Below are 18,163 nucleotides of genomic sequence, written 5' to 3'. Positions count from 1 at the left end.
TAAAAGCCTAATCCGTTTAATCTATAAAACTTTGTAGTGCCAATTCATAGCTCTTCAAGCCAAAACCTCCTATTACACCCTTCACCACCGGCGATAAAAACGACTGATGCCTGAACGTTTCACGCGTAAAAGTATTAGAAATGTGCACTTCTACTACGGGCGTTGTAATGGCTGCCACCGCATCGGCAAGGGCTATGGAAGTATGTGTATAGGCTCCTGCATTCAGTATAATGCCATCATACTCAAAACCTATATGGTGTAACTTGTCTATCAGTGCTCCCTCGTAATTACTCTGGAAATAATACAATTCAATATCTGTATATTTCCTATGCAGTTCTTTCAGGTAATCCTCAAAGGTCTGATTGCCATAAACCGAAGGCTCTCGAATGCCCAACAGGTTCAAGTTCGGTCCATTGATAATGATGATTTTCTTCATATCTATGTTATTCTTCTATTTTAATACGCCCTATCCCTTTCACACTTTTCTTAAATACAGGCGGATTCCCTTTCACAGTAATGCCTCCTGCTCCTGCGATAGAAGCATCTACCTCTTGTGTTACATAAGCCGATATACCTCCTGCTCCCGCTATGCGCAAAGTAGCTTTTTCAGCTTTAAGCTCATCAGCATCTACATCGCCAGCTCCTTTCACGTATATGCTTAGGTTTTTGGTTTCTCCTGCAATGTCTATACCTCCTGCTCCAGCCACTTGTAAATCAAGCGAAGTAGCCGTTACCGACGCTTCAAGGTCTCCACTACCCTCTAATTTTACTAACAAAGAACCCACTTGCAACTTCTTTTCTGTAGATATATCCACAGCTCCTTTCCCTACTACTCTCTTTAAACGTGTGTCGATAGGTACGTACACAGTGATAGAGGTTTTGAGTGAGTATTTCCTATCAATGCTTATATAAAGCACATTGTTGGAGACTTTGGTCTCTAAATACGAAAGTACCTCTTTCTGTCCTTTCACTTTTATTTTGCCTACCTCTCCTTCTGTAAGCACAAGGTTATAAGCTCCCGAAACTTCTATAGCGTCATAATTCGCTACTTTTCTGTCTTCGGTGATAACTTCTTTGCTTTTTTCTGTCTTCTTTTGGCTGTATCCTATGCCTACAACTAATGTTACAAGGATAAATGTAATAAATCTTTTCATATATTTCATCTGTTTTAATTATTTCTCTTCTGTTAAGTCACTTAGTATAGCTTCTGTCTTCGCCATAATCTCTTCAATCGTAATAGTCTCTATGGCTTTCTCATAACCTTTTGGGTATTTCTTCCCATATACCGAAGTAGGAATGAGTGGATACCGCTCTCTATCTGCCAAAAGAGCATTCTCTTTCGGCTGTAAATAAGGATAAAACCCCGCATAAGGGTGCGTCACTCCCCATAAGGTAAGCGTCGGAATTCCATACATCGCCGATAGGTGCGCATTCCCACTGTCCATTGCTATCATTATATCTAAGTGCGAAATGAGCTCCAATTCTTGTTTAAACGAAAGCTTCCCTACCATATTTTCAGCATTAGGTAAGTTTATTTTGCTCACCTGCTCTTCCTCTTCTTTTCCTCCTCCAAAGATGTAAATCTTGCCACTGTCATACCGTTGAGAAAGTGCCGTTATCACCTCGCACATCTTTTCAAATGGATACTGTTTACCTATGTACGACGCAAACGGAGCAACCCCTATACGCACTCCTTCACACAGCAATTTCTGTACCGTTTCACTCGGTTCTTCTGGCGGTAAAATATATGGTTCACTTAGGTCAATCGGGAAACCCAAAGAAGCAAACACATCAGCATACCGCTCATACGAAGGCTTTAAAGGCTCAAAAACTTTACACTTATAGCTGGTAAGTGCTCTCTTTTCTCTACGTCCTTTGTCTATTTGCTTGAAAGGTATTTTGCTACCCTTAAAATAGAATTTCAGTACATTAGTGCGCAACACATTGTGAATGTCTGCCACACCGTCAATTCCCTTTGCTATCAATTCCTTATACAGTTTGTACAGCCCCGATAAACCACTGTGTTTTCCATTAATTTCAGGAGTGAATACCTCCAAGTTAGGAATATGTGAAAACATCGGTGCAAATAACGGTCGCGTGAGGTAAGTGATTTTTACATCGGGATATTGCTCCGAAAAAGCTGTTACAACGGGCACACTGATGGCTACATCTCCCATCGCCGACATTCTAAAAATAGCTAAATGTTCCATTTTGTTTTGGTATTTAAAGTTTTATTAGTACCTTTGGCTTCTCAATAGAAAAGATACCTTTGATAAAGTTGTTTTTGCTAATTCACTTAGTGAAAATAGAATATTATTCTATCTTATCTTCGATTTATAGATAGGTAAGGTTCGAAATTAGTTCATTATACCTTCGTCTATCTTCCAAGATTCGTATAAGGTTTGTATAAGGTACCTATAAGATAGTATATTTTTCTGTATGGTATCCTCCTTCACTCTCGCCTTATAATTGAGATTGAAAATTGTTAATGGATATGCAAATGTAGTAAAAATTTATAATATGAGACACTTATTTTTAGTTTTTTTTATTGTACAGTCCGCTTTCGCTCAAAATAATACCGTTTTCGATTGCTCCAGAAGCCTTAGAATCGACTTTAATCTATTAGCCAATGCCCAGCGTATAGAGGTAATTTTTCAACAGCTCAAAAGTGAACCTCATTGGGGAGGCTCGCACACTCACCTTGTTTTTCCGAACTTAGGAAACCTGCGCCTTCAACTGTTCGACGGCGAAACTCTTGTCTTCTCAAAAGGCTTCAACTCCCTCGCCGATGAGTGGAAGGAAATCGAAGAAGCCAAGACCGAAAAACGACTTTTTTATCACGCTATGCAAATTCCTTTTCCTAAAAAGAAACTGTCTCTGCACATCGATAAACGAAACCGTGAAGGTGTTTTCGAAACGATTGCTTCTCGTGAGATTGACCCTAACGACTATTTTATAAAAGAAGAAAAGACCGTTGCCTTCCCTGTGAAGAAAATACTGTATAATGGTGAGGCTTCCAAAAAAGTAGATATAGCTATCTTAGCAGAAGGATACACCCAAGCCGAAACCGAGAAATTCTATGCCGATGCGCAACGTATGACCGATTATATGTTTACTATTTCCCCCTTCGATAAGCTCAAAAACAATTTCAATGTATATGCCATAGCCGTACCTTCTCAAGAAAGTGGTACCGATATACCCGGAAAGAACATTTTTAAAAACACTGCATTTAACTCTTCCTTCTACACCTTCAATCAAGAACGCTACCTCACCACCAACAGTATTTGTGAAATAGCCGATGCTGCCTCAGTAGTCCCTTACGACCAACTCTATATCTTAGTAAATACTGAAACTTATGGTGGCGGTGGTTTCTACAATCACTTAAATTTAGGCACTGCTGATAACAACCTTTCTGAAAAGGTATACATACACGAGTTCGGACACGGTTTTGTAGGTCTCGCCGATGAATATTACTACGATTGGGATCCCACTTTTCAAGAGATGTACAATACTAAAATTGAACCTTGGGAAGAAAACATTACCTCATTGGTGAATTTTGAGAGCAAATGGAAGGATATGGTAAAAAAGAAGACTCCTATCCCTACTCCTCGCACTCCTAAATATAAAGATGTTGTAGGTGCTTTCGAAGGAGGAGGTTACACCAGTAAAGGCATTTACAGTCCTGCACAAGACTGCCGTATGAAATCTAACGAACCAAAAGGCTTCTGCCCCGTGTGTGAACGTGCTATTCGCAAAATAGTAGACTTTTACACAAAATAAAGAGGAAGCCATAAAACACCCTCTCAACGCTCACCTCGTGATATAGATATACAAATAAAAAATACGCACTAAGAAAATCTTAGTGCGTATTTTTCTTTTATGGGTCGCTACACTTTGCCAAAGTTTTTGCCTGTGTGGCTCGCACCTTTGGCAAAGTTGATTACCTCAATAATCAATTTCTTTTAGTTATATTGTAGGGGCGATTGGCAAATCGCTCTCACAAAACAAAACTTTTTGTACAGGCTTCTTTTCCTTTTATTGAGCTCTTTTAATAAATATTATATGTTTTGTTCTTCTCTGTTCTGAACGTTATCACTTTATCTTTATTACTTCCTTTTACAATCGCCTTTCCTCTACTATAAACATTCTTATTGGCAGGTAATAACACACTGCATTCTCCTCCATTTAGCGAAGTAATTTCAGCTTTCTCCAATTTGAATTGTTGCCATTCAAAGTTTACTTCAAAACCATTGCGAGCTCTCATACCTTTCATAACGCCGTTTTCCCAATCGGGGTGAGAAGGAAGAGCAGGTAAAAAGCGAATAACATTACCCTTCCCGTGACTCTGTAAGAGCATTTCAGCTATGCCCGCTGTACCTCCAAAGTTCCCATCTATTTGAAACGGAGGGTGTGCACAAAACAAATTAGGATAAGTGCCTCCTCCTTGTCCGTCAGTTATATTAGGGTTTACAGGGTGTAATAATTGGCGCAACAAAAGTAATGCGTGATTGCCGTCTTGTAGTCGTGCCCAAAAGTTTATCTTCCACGCACGTGACCACCCCGTACCTGCATCACCGCGTATTTCTAATGTCTTTTTAGCGGCTTTGGCTAAATCTGGTGTATCCCAAGGAGTAATCTCATCATATGGGTATAAGCCGTAAAGATGAGAAACGTGCCTATGTTGTGGTTCAGCATCTTCCCAATCGTCAAGCCATTCGTTAAGGTCTCCTTTTTTACCTATGCGATTAGGAACTGTATTTCTGCTGATACGTTCCCACTCTGTGCGTTTCTTACTGTCTAAACCTAATATCTTAGCAGCATCACTTGTATTAGTAAATAGTTCTCGCACTATTTGCATATCCATAGTAGGAGCCACACAAGTAGTTCCTATTTGTCTTTTACCGTCTTTCAGTTCTGGTAATACATAAGCATTTTCAGGAGAGTTTGAAGGGGCTGTTACCCAATAACCCGTTTTGGGGTCTTTAATAAGCAGACTCTCAAAGAAGGTTGTAGCTTCTTTAAGCACAGGGTAATACTCTCTTAGGAAGTTAATATTTTTAGTGAAGAGATAATGTTGCCAAATATGTTCGCATAACCAAGCGCCTCCCGTAAGAGTAGAACCCCACGTCGCCGATTCACCTGGCGAAGTATAAAACCAAGGATTGCTAATAACGTGAGCTACCCAACCATTAGCATTGTAATAGGCTTTCGCTGTTTTGCTTCCATTGGGTACTAAGTTTTTAGTAAACCTTTGTAAAGGTTCAGTAAGCTGCGACAAATTGGTAGGCTCAGCAAGCCAATAATTCATCTGTATATTGATGTTTAAATGGTAATCGCCATTCCAAGGTGTTTGATACTCTTCAGCCCATAAACCTTGCAAATTAGCAGGCAAAAGCCCTTCACGTGAAGAGGAGATAAGCAAATAGCGTCCAAAGTTATAATACAAAATAGGTAATAAAGCATCTTGCTCACCTTTATAAAAGCGTCCTAATCGCTCAAAAGTAGTAAGACCTTCCGTATTGGCATTCGCTTTTCCATACCAGCGATTACGGTTAAACAATCCCTGAAAAACAATACTACTCTCAGCTTTCGCTTTATCAAAACTCATAGGGGCTTTTTGCAAGTACTCATTAGCTTTTTTAGTTACTGAAATATCCAAAAGCCCTCCCTTGTTAAAGTTATAATTAGTTACAGCACTTATCCTTAAAGTAATTTCTTTTGCCGACTGTATAGCAATAGCTTTATGGGTACTCTCTATCTTTCCATCAGTTTGTACATCAACTACCGATGCAAAGTGCATTCCTTCTTTACCATCGTTGGGTAACGCACCATTAAGAGTGATTTTATTATTCTGATAGGTAATCGTAGCATTCTCTTTGCGGAAGAGTGAAATATCTAAATTAAGCGGTGAGGTAGCTTTTATTTTCACCCATATCACATCGTTTTTAAAATCAGCAAAAGCTGTTTGTTCTATTGAGTTATTATCTCGTTTAAACAAAGTAACAGCTATTGCTTCATCAAGGCGTAATACTCGTTTGTAATCTTGAATCGGTGACGTGGTTTTCCAATCTAAAAGCAGTTCTGCCAATACTTGATAACAACCATAGCTACAGTTAGCACCTTGTCCCAAACAAGAGCCTTTCCCTTTGGCTACAAAATGCTGTTGTAAGAGTGCTTGTGCTTCTAAGTTTTTCCCTTGTAAAAGTAATTTCTGAATTTCTTTAAGATAGTTGTGCGCATTAGGGTCATCAGCTTCTTGTGTCCCTCCTGACCACAACGAGATTTCATTGAGTACAATTCTATCTACATCAGTCTTTCCAAAGAGCATAGCTCCTAAACGTCCATTCCCAATAGGGATACTTTCAGTAAAATGATTTGCTGGTTTATGAAACACTACTGATACATCTTGAGGTTGTGCTTTGAGTAGCGTTCCTAAAAATAATAACATAATTAATAAGTTGGTCCTCATAAGATTGGTATATTTTTTATTAAGATGTCGCAAAAGTACAAAACAAGTAGTGTACTTCCAAATATTATTCAAAAAAAAACAGCTCCATACTATTTATGGAACTGTTTTTATTTTTTATATTAAGAAACTGCTATTTCAATAATAAATTTGCTGAACCTACTTCGTTGAGGCGGTCATCATAAACAGTTACTTTATAAGTGCCTTTATCAAACTCTTTTCCTGTTCTGCTGATAAAGTCACACACATCCACATTCTTATTGTCGTAGATGAAGTGAGTAGCTGTACTATAATTCACTGTGTTTTCTCCTTCTGAGGTAGAGTCGTTAGCTCCTAAGGTAACTCCCGATGGTGAAACTACTTTCACATAGAAGTATCTTGAGCCTGATTTTGCTATTCTGTTAGCTCCTACAGTAAAGCAAACTCTTAATTTCTCAGCTGCACGACCTCTTTCGGTAATTTTGTTCTTAGTGCCTTTTACAGCTTCTATTGTAAGTTTGCTAATTTGAAGTGCAGAACCGGCTTCTACCACTTTTTTCAAGCTATTGGCTTGGCGAGCAAGTGAATCGGCTTTAGCACTTGTGTCGTCTAATTTTACTGACACACTGTCTAAATCCTTTCTGATAGCAGTGTTAGCACGTGCCAATGAGTCGTTCTTTCTGATTAAGAAATCACGCTCTTTGGCAAGAGCAAACGCTTGGTTTTTAAAACGAGCCAATGCCGAAACATTAAGTTTCATATTCTGCAATGAATCGATGTACTTGCCAATCTTGTCACGCGCATCAAGCAAATCCTGATTCACGTTTTTGTTATCGTCCACTACTTTGTCGTAGCTTCCTTTCAAAGCGTTCAAATCTTTAAGCACTTGCTCTTTCTGAGAGTTAAGATCTGCTTCCGTTGCCTCTTTGTTTTTGTTAAGAGAATAGGTATAATAACCTAAGCCTCCTGCTACCAAAGCCAAAATAGCAATTAAAATTTTCGATAAAACACCACCTCTCGGTCTGTCATCATCATTGGGATATGAAGGATAAGATTGCCCTCCATCTGTTCCATTGGACGCTGAGTCCATAAAAATAGGTTTGTCGTAATTATTACTCATAACTTATGATTTTTACTCCGCAAATGTAGGTAAAAAAATATATAACAAGCAAATTTTTATATTTTTTTTAACACTATTAAAAAAAGAAATAGTACTTTTGCAACCGTTTTTTAAGTACAAAATTATTATGTTAATACGTTATTTTGCAATCGTTTTCGGCTGTTTAGGCTTAGGAGAACTCATCGTTGCTCTCACACACATTCCTTTTCCTTCAAGTATCATAGGAATGCTCTTTCTCACCCTATTTTTAGAGCTTGGTTGGGTGAAATTACAGTCTATAAAAGCTCTCTCAGATTTATTAATTTCTAATTTAGGATTGTTTTTCGTACCCCCAAGTATTGGCATTATGGCATACTTTAAACAGATAGGTGAAAACTTTTTAGCTATCTTCCTTTCTATTATCATCAGTACCGTAGTAGTGATTGTTATAACTGGTCACGTATATCAATTCTTCCGTAAAAAATTAAAATAATGAAACCTTTTGTAGAAAACGAAGCCTTCCTTTTGGCTATTACTTTTATCCTCTATTACGGGGTATTACTTTTGCAACGCAAATATAATTCGGTTTTTTTAAATCCAGTATTAATCACTGTTTTAGTGCTTATTTCTTATCTAATAATCTTTGGTATTTCTCCTCAAAAATATGAAGAAGCCGGTAAGTATATCGATTTTTGGCTCAAACCTTCTATTGTAGCCTTAGGGGTACCTCTCTATTTACAGCTCTCTAAGATAAGAAAACAGCTGATACCCTTAGTGCTCTCTCAGTTTGTAGGTAGTTTAGTAGGGGTACTTACAGTTTGTTTGGTAGCCAAATGGTTAGGGCTCGAAGACGATATCGCCATTTCATTAGCCCCTAAATCGGTTACTACTCCTATCGCGTTGGAAGTCTCGCGTATGCTCAATGGTATTGAACCTATTACAGTAATGGCGGTAATGACCACTGGTTTCTTAGGGAATCTTTTTGGTATTACCTTCCTGAATTGGTTCCGCATCAAAAGCCCTATGGCTAAAGGCATTTCATTAGGTACCGCTTCTCACGCTTTGGGTATTATGGCGGCGTTCAACCTAAGTGAAAAATACGCAGTATATGCTAGTTTAGGAATGATTTTTAACGGCATCTTTACCGCTGTATTAGCACCCCCAGTAGTACATTTGCTTTTTTAAGTAACTTATCACATCTCATTAGCACATTACAAAATTTTTCTTTTATAGGTATCTTGCTAATTCAAAAAAAAGTACTACCTTTGCCCCCGATTTGGAGTAACCTCTGGCGAGAGTCGTGAATGTTGCCCAATGATAACATAATTATTTATATTTTTTATGGAACCATTATTAAAGTACGTACAAGACAACTTTATCGAAAAAAAGGACTTCCCCGATTTCTCGGCTGGTGATACTATCACTGTGTATTACGAGATTAAAGAAGGTGATAAAAAACGTACTCAGTTTTTTAAAGGCGTTGTTATTCAACGCAAAGGTCACGGCGTAACCGCTACTTTTACTATTCGTAAAATGTCAGGAACCGTAGGTGTAGAACGTATCTTCCCTATCAATATGCCTGCCCTTCAAAAAATTGAAGTAAACAAAAAAGGTAAAGTAAGACGTGCTCGTATTTACTATTTTAGAGGACTTACTGGTAAAAAAGCCCGTATTAAAGAAGTTCGCTAATCAGTTAAACAAACTTATAAAAGCAAAGAGTAAGACCTTCCTTCCTCTTTGCTTTTTTCTTTTCTAATACCTAATCCATAAAACCTAACACCTAAACATTTGTACGCAATACTCGACATAGAAACCACAGGAGGTAAATACAATGAAGAGGGCATTACCGATATCGCCATCTATCAGTTCAACGGGCACGAAATAACCGACCAGTTCATATCATTGATAAACCCCGAACGCCCCATTCAAGAGTTCGTTACTAAACTTACAGGCATCAACAACAAAATGTTGCGCAATGCTCCTAAATTCTATGAGGTTGCCAAACGCATTGTCGAAATTACCACCGATTGCATTATCGTAGGTCATAATGCCGCCTTCGATTATCGCATCTTGCAAACTGAATTTCGCCGCTTAGGATACGACTTTGTCCGTACAACGCTCTGCACCGTAGAACTCTCCGAGCGACTCATTCCCAATAAAGAATCATATAGTTTAGGTAAGTTAGTGCGCTCCTTAGGTATTCCTGTAAGCGACCGGCATCGTGCTTCAGGTGATGCCTTGGCTACCTTAAAACTCTTTAAATACCTACTCGAAAAGGACACCAAAAAGGATATCATTACTACCTCTATCAAGCAAGATATTCGTTTAGAAATGGCTTCTCGTCATCTGAAAATACTCGACACTCTCCCTGAAACATTAGGGATTTTTTATATGCATAACGAAGAAGGTAAGGTTATTTACATCGGGAAACACAAAAATATCAAACAACAAGTAAATAGGCTCTTCACTTCTCCGTCCAAACGCGATAGATACTTGCAACGTCATACTTATCGAGTTACTTATCAAGAAACAGGCAATGAACTCATCGCTACTTTAAAAAGGTTAGAAGAAATACACCTCAACCTCCCAAAATGTAATAGGCGAAATCCTGAAAAAGAAATAAATATCACTTATACACTCACTTCTCACTTTAATACTAAGGGATATCTTTGTTTTTCAATAGAATTATTATCCACTCAAAACGAAATTATCACTACTTTTGAAACCAAAGAACAAGCCCAGCACTTTTTAAATCAAATCACTGAAGAGTACCATTTAAACGAAGTAGATTTCAATAACGAAACCGTTGAGGAGTATAACACACGCGCCTCTGAGGTGCTCTCAAAATACGGACTTGTGCACCGAAACGTAGCTATTGTAGATAAAGGTAGAGTAATAGGCGAGAAAAGCATTATTTTAGTAGTCGATGGCAATATTCAAGGCTATGCCTTCTTTAATCTGAATTTCCAGCTTACTCAATTAGAGATGTTACAAAACCTCATCACTCCTTTACCCAATTCATTAACAAACCGTCATCTTTTGCACGCTTACTTACGACGAAAACCCAAAGTAAAAGTGCTAAATCTAAGCGAACAAAAACCTTATCATAATGAATAAACGAATTTTTATTACGCTTTTAGGAGCCTTTGCCCTTTTAGCCGGTTGCAACCAAACAGATAGCAATGCAAATGTTACAGCGATGAAAGAATCAGCTGAGAAGATTTCAAAACTCACCGATTCTATCAAGAAACTCGATGAACAACGCATCGAAGCACTTAACTTCAGCCTCGAAACAAACGAATTAGCACAACAGTATTTCGAAGATTTGAAAATTGAAAATCCTTCACAAATTGTTGTCAATGCTTTAATGGAGATGAACGTAAAGGACACTAAAAACCCTTACATCAAATCTGAAAGCAATGGGAAGTTCTTGTTTAATAAAATAAGAATACTTAATGAAAAATGGGTGATTTGTGAATTTACTGATGGTGAATTGTGGGGTGACCTACTTTTGGAATACCATATCGACGGGAATCTAAACCCTACCTTCAAACCACTAAGTGAGATCATCCACCCTAAATAAATCCGAAGCTATACCATCTGAGAGGAATCTGCCTTTGCGCGTTACTTTCAGATGGTTTTCTTCTATAACTAAAAGCTCATCGGCAAGGTACTTCTGTGCTTGTTGTAACAAATATTGGCGGTAACCTTCCCCAAATACTGTTCTCACTTCTTCTAAATCAATCCCTACCATCGTGCGTATACGCGTGATGATGAGTTCGTTATATCGGTTATTAAGGGTAAGTTCTTCTTTTTCCTGTGGCAAAATCCCCTGCTGTATTTGTTGTATATACTTAATGTTATGAGCAATATTCCAACTACGCTCCTTCCCGTTAAAACTGTGGGCTGAAGGACCTATTCCCATATAGGGCTTGCCAAACCAATAAGCCGTGTTATTCCTGCTAAAATACCCTTCTTTGCCAAAGTTTGAAAACTCGTATTGTATAAAACCCTCTGCTTCCAGAGTATCTATCAACATTTGAAAGTGAGTGTAAGCCTGCTCATCGCTTATTGGTGCGATTTTACCCGTAGCAATAAACTTGTGCAAAGCTGTTTTTTCTTCTACCGTAAGCGCATAGGCTGAGATATGCGGAATATCGAAAGACAGTGCCTTATTGATATTCTCCTGCCAGCGTTCCTCACTCATTTGGGGAATGCCGTAAATCAAATCAATCGTGATATTATTAAAATACTGTGGAGCTATCTGTAATAAAGTCTCTACTTGGCTTACCGTATGCACTCTGTTCATCAATCGCAAGTCCTCTTCAAAAAACGACTGCACTCCTAAACTGAGCCTATTGATACCCAAAGAGCGTAATTGTTTCAAAAATTGCTCGGGAGAAGTAGCTCTAAAAAAGTCATCAGGATTAGCTTCTAAGGTAATTTCAGCTGTGGTATTTACCTTGTAATGTGTGAAGATAGTGCGAAAAAGCTGTTGTAATTCCTCATACGAAAGGATACTGGGCGTCCCTCCTCCTAAGTAGATTGTCTGTAACTCACTACCTACGGCTTCCCCTTTGCGCAAAATGAGTTCCTCACAAAGGGCATTTACCATTTCTCCTTTTCTTTTCAGAGTAGTCGAAAAATGGAAATCACAATAATAACAAGCACGCCTACAAAAGGGAATATGAATGTATAAGCTATACAAAATGAAGTATTTTTTAACCTATACGGTCTTGATTTTGTTTTACAAAAGCGTCCCAACCACTATAACTTTGTTGTTTTTGCGACTTGCCACCGTTAAAAAAGTGACAAACAGCCACCGCCAGACCGTCGGTTGCGTCAAAGTGTTTGGGGAGTTCTTTTATATTCAGAAGTTGCTGAAGCATTTTGGCTACTTGTTCCTTGGAGGCACTACCATTACCCGTAATAGCCATTTTCACCTTTTTAGGTTCGTATTCAGTAATAGGAATTTCACGCGATAGCCCCGCTGCCATCGCCACTCCCTGCGCTCTTCCGAGTTTCAACATCGATTGTACATTCTTGCCAAAGAAGGGCGCCTCAATAGCCAATTCATCAGGCTTATAGGTATCTATTAGCTCCAAAGTGCGATTAAAAATCACACTTAGTTTTAAGTAGTGATTGCTGTATTTACTAAGTCGAAGCTCATTCAGCTGTAAGAGCTTCATAGTATCTCTTTCCACCTGAATAAGCCCAAACCCCATAATAGTAGTGCCTGGGTCGATACCTAAAATAATGCGTTCCAAAAGCTACGACCAATTATTTAACGTTAATTTCAATAGGCAAATTAAATTGCGTACTCACGTTCAGTCCGTTCTTGGTAGCTGGTACGATAGCATCTTGCTCTGAGAGCGCCGATAAATTAGCGCGTAATGAGTCTTCAAAGGTTTCACTATCAGTACTTAGTAATTCTTTTGTCTTATCATTGGCTTCTATATCTATAAGCACTATTTTACCTGTATTATCCACCTTTATATTCAGTAATACACGGTCAGTAACAGGCTCTGTTACTTCATAAGGGGCTTTTTTCAAACGCTCTTGAAAAAGGGTTGTAAAAGTCCTCTCAAAACATTCTTTCTGTCCTATCTTCGTCGTTGCTGTATCACATACCCCTCTAAAAATAGGATAAGAGTCTACGTCTTCCTTCACTATTTCCGAGAATTTTATTTCAGCTATCGAGTCCAACTTATGTTGCAATTTTGCTTCTTTCTGCTCAGGAGTGAGTTGGTTACCATTGTCGTTACACGCTACAAGTGCCAATGATAAGGCTAAAAAACAAAAGTAAAATTTCATAATTAAATGTCTAATAAGTGTTTTTACGGCTCAAAAGTATTACAAAAAATTGATTTACAAAAATAAATAACACTTTTTCTTCGTAAAAATATTCCCTTCTAATCTTCTTTTTCGTCAAACCTATTATATAACAATCTGATTATAAGTGTAGTACATTCCTTCCTTTGCCTACAACAAAATTTCCGTACTTTCGTAAGGTTCTTGCCCTTTTAGGAAGATTCTAGCCGTCAAATCGCCTTTAAGGCTAACCTTCTCATCTTCCACACGTAGCCAACTACCTTCGCGCAAACCTATCACAGGAGTATCGTTAAAAACGTGGAATTCCTTAATTCGCGTTTCGCGAGTTTCTCCCTTGTGTTTACTTTGGGGGTCTGGGTCAAGGTAATGAGGGTTGATATTAAAAGGCACAAGCCCTAAGGTTTTAAACGAAGGCGGGTAAACAATAGGCATATCATTAGTAGTCTGCATTGTCTGTCCAGCGATATTACTCCCTGCGCTTGTTCCCATATAAAGCGTCCCATTTTCTACTGCTTCACGCAATACGTCCATCACTTCCAATCCGTACAACTGATTCACCAGCACGAAGGTATTACCTCCGCCTGTAAAAATCGCTTTTGCCTGCCTAATAGCCTTTTTAGGGTCAGCGAATGTGTGTAAGCCCACTATCCTCTTCCCTACCCTATTGAAAAACTGTTGCGCAATCTGAGTATATTCATCGTGCGTAATACCACTGGGGCGTGCATAAGGCACAAACAATATTTCGTCAATTCCTGTAAAGAAATCAATCAATTCATCTTGTAAATAAGAAAGATAAGTACCCCCATATACAGTAGAAGTACTCGCTAATAATATTCTTTTCATCACTGTTTTATTTAGTTATAACACGCAAAGATAATAAAAAATCAAATAGCTTGTATCCCTTCCTCTTTTATTTTACCTCCACTTTACCTTTACTTTTCCTTCGCCACATTCTCCCTCTCTGAGGTAGACAGCAATAGCTGGGTATGTGCACCGCGAGAGCAGAGTATGTAAGAAGGGGGAGTTTTCCTCCGCTTTTCCGTCACCACACTCCCCCTTTGAAGGTAGCCAGCGACAGCTGGGTATGTGTAAAGGGGGATGTTATCTCCTAGTGCCTATGGCCTAAGGCCTAGTGCCTCTTCTCTTTTCTTTCGCCTCGAAACCCCGTTTTTAACATTTTTAGCCTTATTGTATTACACTATTAATCAATTATTTATATACCCTTTCTATACCAATCGTCCAAGATTCGTATAAGCTTCCTATAAGCTCTCTATAAGCTAACCCCACCTTCCTCTCAGCCTTTTTTCATCAAAAGCCCTCATAGTCTCCTTCTGAAAAATTTCGTTTCCTTCCGAAAACCCTAACCAGCCCGATTTGTCCGACAAGTCAGACCTGTCAAAAAAACATTCTTATCACTACCTATTTCCTCATTTCCTCATTTCCTCATTTTCTAATTTCCTCATTCTCTCATTCTCTCATTTCCTCATTTCCCTCTGGCAAAGCTAATTATCGGTATTTCTACTATTATTAGTATTATCGGCATTAAATAATTGTTAATTAAAATTTATTTCGTATATTTGCACCAAGTTTTTAATTTCAAAAAAATGAAAAGAATAATTCTTTCCCTATTAGTTACTGCTTGCTTGACTGCGTGTAGTAAAAACGATAATGATGCTCCTGACGACAAGAAGCCTCCTGTTACTTTAGACCCCAAACCCGCTCCTGAACCCACTGTGGGGGTATATCCTCGCATTGAAACTACTACCTATCATTTAAGACAAATGAAATTGGTTGCTGAGTCTACTATTGTCAATGGTAAGGTTACCAAATCTGTTCAGAAAGTAACTGATTTAAAAAATGGAAATGTTACCACTTACATCATTGATTACAAGTATGATGCTAATGGTTACCCCACCGAAATTACCACCTCACGTAAGGGGCGCACTGTACTTGATGAGAAAGAAACTTACCGCTTTGAAAATAAAAGATTGGTAGAAAAGATTAAAATTGTAGAGGGGGGCGTTAGAACGAATACTCATAACTATTCTTACGACCTTGAAGGTAAGCTCACAAAGTATATTTACTCTTCGCTACAATACACAGATTCTAAACCAAGTGTTATTGAAACAAACTACACTTATAGCGGCACTACTGTTTCAGTTGCTATTGTAGGTAGTCATACTGAAACGCTTACTTTCGACAGCCGTTGGAATAAGCTAAAAAGTGAACAAAAGTTCACTCGAACTGCCGATATTTGGGAGTATCAATACAATGATAAACCTAATCAAGCTTATGGTCATTTAGGCGACTTGCTCTACCCCGAAGAGTTTATTTCTAAAAATTGTCTTACCTTAATGAGACACATTTCAAAAGAAGAAGGCAAAGCGGATTCTATTAGCGAATATCGCAGGGAATACCAATACAATGCACAGGGTAATATAAGAGAAATTAAAAAATACGACTCCAACGGTAAGTTAGAAGAAACCACAGAATACGAATATTAGTAATCAACTCAATGAAAACAGAACAAGAATTAGCCGAATTTTACGAGCGCTTAAAGAATGAACTCATCGAGACTTCGCTCTTCCCTACTCGTTATCTCTATAAATTTGTAATACCTACTGATGAAGCCAAACTCAATCAGCTCAAAGAGGTATTTAAAAATACCGATGCCGAAATCACCACACGCCCATCATCTAACGATAAGTACACAGGTGTTTCGGTAAGCCTTATGGTGAAAACCCCCGATGAGGTAATTGCCTATTACAAAGAAGCTGGTAAAGTAAAAGGAATATTATCATTATGACGACCTTAGAATATAACACCGAACGCCCTCACTTAATCATCCCCGAATACGGGCGACACATTCAAAAAATGATAGAAAAAGCGGTACTCCTTAAAGACCGCGATACACGTAATAAAACGGCTCGAAGTATCGTCGCCGTAATGGGAAACTTATTTCCTCACTTGCGCGACGTCCCTGATTTTCAACATAAACTTTGGGACCAGCTCTTTATAATGTCCGATTTTCAGTTAGACGTCGATTCTCCTTATGAAAAACCCACGCCTTCCACACTTCATAAACACCCCGAAAGACTTAGATACCCTCAAGCACATCCCCGCTACCGCTTCTACGGCAACGTAATTATTCGTATGATAAACACTTGCGTAAATTGGGAAAAAGGCGACCTACGTGAAGCTTTAGAGTATTCTATCGCTAACCATATGAAGAAATGCTTCCTCACTTGGAATAAAGAAAGCGTAGACGATAGTGTAGTTTTTGAACATCTATACGAACTGAGTAACGGGCAAATTGATTTGAGAAAGGCTAACGAAGACCTTACTAATAGTCGTGACCTTATCCGCACGAAGCAAAATCTAACTAAACGCACTCCTCAACCGCAACCTCAGCAAGCTAAAAGAATATTCTCAACCAATAAAAAAAATAACAATGGGCGTTTTTAAAATAGAAGGTGGACATACCCTCAAAGGAAGTATCACACCACAAGGAGCTAAAAACGAAGCACTACAAGTGCTTTGTGCAGTTTTACTCACCGACCAAAAAGTTACCATTCACAACATTCCCGATATTCAAGATGTGAATAAACTGATTTCTTTGCTCGAGAATTTAGGCGTCAAAATCCAAAAGCTCGGGAAAGGTACTTATAGCTTTCAAGCCGACGATATCAATATAGACTATTTAAAGTCCGAGGCTTTTCATACCGAAGGGCAAGCCCTGCGAGGTTCTATTATGATAGTAGGCCCTCTGCTCACGCGTTTTGGAGTAGGCTATATTCCTAAACCGGGAGGTGATAAAATAGGTCGCCGTCGCCTCGACACCCACTTCGAAGGGTTCATCAAATTAGGTGCCCACTTCGAATATGATGAGAATAACTTTACTTATAGCGTAGTAGCCAAGAAACTAAAAGGAAGCTATATGCTTTTAGAAGAAGCCTCAGTTACGGGTACTTCCAATATTATTATGGCTGCCGTATTAGCCGAAGGTACTACAACTATTTATAACGCAGCTTGCGAGCCCTATGTACAACAACTCTGCCGTATGCTCAACGCTATGGGAGCCGATATACAAGGTATCGGTTCCAACCTCATTACTATCAACGGGGTAGAACGCTTAGAGGGTTGTACACACACTATCCTCCCCGATATGATTGAAATAGGTAGTTGGATAGGCTTGGCTGCTATGACCCGCAGTGAAATTACCATTAAGAATGTAGGCTGGGAGCATTTGGGTATTATGCCTACTATCTTCCAGAAATTAGGTATTACCTTCGAAAAGAAAAACGACGATATTCATATCCCCGCTCATACTAACGGCTATGAAATCCAAAATTATATAGATGGCTCTATCCTAACAGTAGCTGATGCCCCTTGGCCTGGTTTTACCCCCGACCTACTCAGCATCGTGCTGGTAGTCGCTACCCAAGCACGTGGGGAAGTGCTTATTCACCAAAAGATGTTTGAGAGTAGGCTATTCTTTATCGATAAACTCATAGATATGGGCGCTAAAATTATACTATGCGACCCTCACCGCGCTACCGTTATCGGTAATGATTTCCGTTCTCCTTTGCGCGCAACCCTAATGACCTCGCCTGATATTCGTGCCGGTATAGCCTTGCTTATTGCAGCTCTTTCAGCCAAAGGCACCTCTACCATTTACAATATAGAACAAATAGACCGTGGTTACGAAAACATCGACGGACGACTCAAAGCCCTCGGTGCCCAAATAGTAAGAGTTTCCTAATAGATATCCGATAACACGTAACATA

At 38.8% G+C, this 18,163-nt stretch carries 19 protein-coding genes; 10 read left to right on the top strand and 9 right to left on the bottom strand.

What is annotated here, in order from left to right:
- Positions 1-16: 16 nt before the first annotated feature.
- The 3 genes from aroQ to HMPREF1320_RS07565 are packed head-to-tail and all read right to left on the bottom strand — an operon-like array spanning position 17 to position 2,210.
- Entirely contained in the window at positions 17-436 is a 420-nt protein-coding gene (gene aroQ, locus HMPREF1320_RS07575; protein ID WP_002672802.1) for a type II 3-dehydroquinate dehydratase, read from the bottom strand.
- Positions 437-443: 7 nt separating this feature from the next.
- Positions 444-1,163, bottom strand: a complete 720-nt coding sequence (locus HMPREF1320_RS07570) for a head GIN domain-containing protein (protein ID WP_009418150.1) — start codon at positions 1,161-1,163, stop codon at positions 444-446.
- A 9-nt stretch (positions 1,164-1,172) separates the two neighbouring features.
- The gene (locus HMPREF1320_RS07565; RefSeq protein ID WP_009417977.1) at positions 1,173-2,210 is read right to left on the bottom strand and encodes a glycosyltransferase family 9 protein; all 1,038 of its coding nucleotides are present in this window, start codon (positions 2,208-2,210) and stop codon (positions 1,173-1,175) included.
- 310 nt (positions 2,211-2,520) lie between these two features.
- Here HMPREF1320_RS07565 and HMPREF1320_RS07560 point away from each other — a divergent pair, with 310 nt between their 5' ends.
- Positions 2,521-3,780: a M64 family metallopeptidase gene (locus HMPREF1320_RS07560; RefSeq protein ID WP_009418010.1), complete on the top strand. Its 1,260-nt coding sequence runs from the start codon at positions 2,521-2,523 to the stop codon at positions 3,778-3,780.
- A gap of 268 nt (positions 3,781-4,048) precedes the next feature.
- Here the strand turns inward: HMPREF1320_RS07560 and HMPREF1320_RS07555 are convergent, their stop codons facing one another.
- Together HMPREF1320_RS07555 and HMPREF1320_RS07550 are read right to left on the bottom strand one after the other, a co-directional pair.
- Entirely contained in the window at positions 4,049-6,469 is a 2,421-nt protein-coding gene (locus tag HMPREF1320_RS07555) for a glycosyl hydrolase family 95 catalytic domain-containing protein (RefSeq protein WP_410470256.1), read from the bottom strand.
- 130 nt (positions 6,470-6,599) lie between these two features.
- A complete protein-coding gene (locus HMPREF1320_RS07550) occupies positions 6,600-7,565 on the bottom strand; it encodes a hypothetical protein (protein ID WP_002672807.1) in 966 nt (321 codons plus the stop codon).
- 127 nt (positions 7,566-7,692) lie between these two features.
- Here HMPREF1320_RS07550 and HMPREF1320_RS07545 point away from each other — a divergent pair, with 127 nt between their 5' ends.
- From HMPREF1320_RS07545 to HMPREF1320_RS07525, 5 genes are all read left to right on the top strand, one after another.
- A complete protein-coding gene (locus HMPREF1320_RS07545) occupies positions 7,693-8,037 on the top strand; it encodes a CidA/LrgA family protein (RefSeq protein WP_009410752.1) in 345 nt (114 codons plus the stop codon).
- Positions 8,037-8,729: an LrgB family protein gene (locus tag HMPREF1320_RS07540; RefSeq protein ID WP_002672811.1), complete on the top strand. Its 693-nt coding sequence runs from the start codon at positions 8,037-8,039 to the stop codon at positions 8,727-8,729. The genes HMPREF1320_RS07545 and HMPREF1320_RS07540 overlap by 1 nt, the downstream gene beginning before the upstream one ends.
- A gap of 156 nt (positions 8,730-8,885) precedes the next feature.
- Positions 8,886-9,233, top strand: coding sequence for a 50S ribosomal protein L19 (gene rplS / locus HMPREF1320_RS07535; RefSeq protein WP_002672812.1), 348 nt, complete (start codon positions 8,886-8,888; stop codon positions 9,231-9,233).
- Between the two features lie 99 nt (positions 9,234-9,332).
- Positions 9,333-10,661, top strand: a complete 1,329-nt coding sequence (locus HMPREF1320_RS07530; RefSeq protein WP_009417983.1) for an exonuclease domain-containing protein — start codon at positions 9,333-9,335, stop codon at positions 10,659-10,661.
- A complete protein-coding gene (locus tag HMPREF1320_RS07525) occupies positions 10,654-11,127 on the top strand; it encodes a hypothetical protein (protein WP_009417987.1) in 474 nt (157 codons plus the stop codon). The genes HMPREF1320_RS07530 and HMPREF1320_RS07525 overlap by 8 nt, the downstream gene beginning before the upstream one ends.
- Here HMPREF1320_RS07525 and hemW read toward each other — a convergent pair.
- The 4 genes from hemW to pepE form a co-directional block, all read right to left on the bottom strand.
- Positions 11,101-12,252 carry a radical SAM family heme chaperone HemW gene (gene hemW, locus HMPREF1320_RS07520; protein WP_083835378.1) on the bottom strand — a complete coding sequence of 384 codons (1,152 nt, stop codon included), beginning with the start codon at positions 12,250-12,252 and terminating at the stop codon, positions 11,101-11,103. The genes HMPREF1320_RS07525 and hemW overlap by 27 nt on opposite strands.
- Positions 12,253-12,265: 13 nt before the next feature.
- A complete protein-coding gene (ruvC, locus tag HMPREF1320_RS07515; protein WP_009418043.1) occupies positions 12,266-12,811 on the bottom strand; it encodes a crossover junction endodeoxyribonuclease RuvC in 546 nt (181 codons plus the stop codon).
- 13 nt (positions 12,812-12,824) lie between these two features.
- The gene (locus tag HMPREF1320_RS07510; protein ID WP_002672833.1) at positions 12,825-13,358 is read right to left on the bottom strand and encodes a hypothetical protein; all 534 of its coding nucleotides are present in this window, start codon (positions 13,356-13,358) and stop codon (positions 12,825-12,827) included.
- Positions 13,359-13,526: 168 nt separating this feature from the next.
- Complete coding sequence (gene pepE / locus HMPREF1320_RS07505; protein ID WP_009410746.1) at positions 13,527-14,219, bottom strand: dipeptidase PepE; 693 nt, start codon at positions 14,217-14,219, stop codon at positions 13,527-13,529.
- Positions 14,220-14,980: 761 nt separating this feature from the next.
- Between pepE and HMPREF1320_RS07500 the strand changes: the two genes are divergently transcribed.
- Genes HMPREF1320_RS07500 through murA form a run of 4 tightly spaced genes read left to right on the top strand, consistent with a single transcriptional unit; the run spans position 14,981 to position 18,138 of the window.
- Positions 14,981-15,880, top strand: coding sequence for a hypothetical protein (locus tag HMPREF1320_RS07500; protein ID WP_034554353.1), 900 nt, complete (start codon positions 14,981-14,983; stop codon positions 15,878-15,880).
- Positions 15,881-15,891: 11 nt separating this feature from the next.
- Positions 15,892-16,182 (top strand): DUF493 family protein, encoded by a 291-nt coding sequence (locus tag HMPREF1320_RS07495; protein WP_009418063.1) that lies wholly within the window; start codon positions 15,892-15,894, stop codon positions 16,180-16,182.
- Positions 16,179-16,841 carry a DUF4290 domain-containing protein gene (locus HMPREF1320_RS07490; protein ID WP_002672843.1) on the top strand — a complete coding sequence of 221 codons (663 nt, stop codon included), beginning with the start codon at positions 16,179-16,181 and terminating at the stop codon, positions 16,839-16,841. The genes HMPREF1320_RS07495 and HMPREF1320_RS07490 overlap by 4 nt, the downstream gene beginning before the upstream one ends.
- Positions 16,828-18,138 (top strand): UDP-N-acetylglucosamine 1-carboxyvinyltransferase, encoded by a 1,311-nt coding sequence (murA, locus tag HMPREF1320_RS07485; RefSeq protein ID WP_009418046.1) that lies wholly within the window; start codon positions 16,828-16,830, stop codon positions 18,136-18,138. Before HMPREF1320_RS07490 ends, murA begins: the two co-directional genes overlap by 14 nt.
- Positions 18,139-18,163 lie beyond the last annotated feature (25 nt).

Origin of the sequence: Capnocytophaga sp. oral taxon 335 str. F0486 (genome assembly GCF_000277665.1) — a bacterium.
Taxonomy (GTDB): domain Bacteria; phylum Bacteroidota; class Bacteroidia; order Flavobacteriales; family Flavobacteriaceae; genus Capnocytophaga; species Capnocytophaga ochracea.
This window is presented reverse-complemented; position numbering and strand designations above follow the sequence as displayed.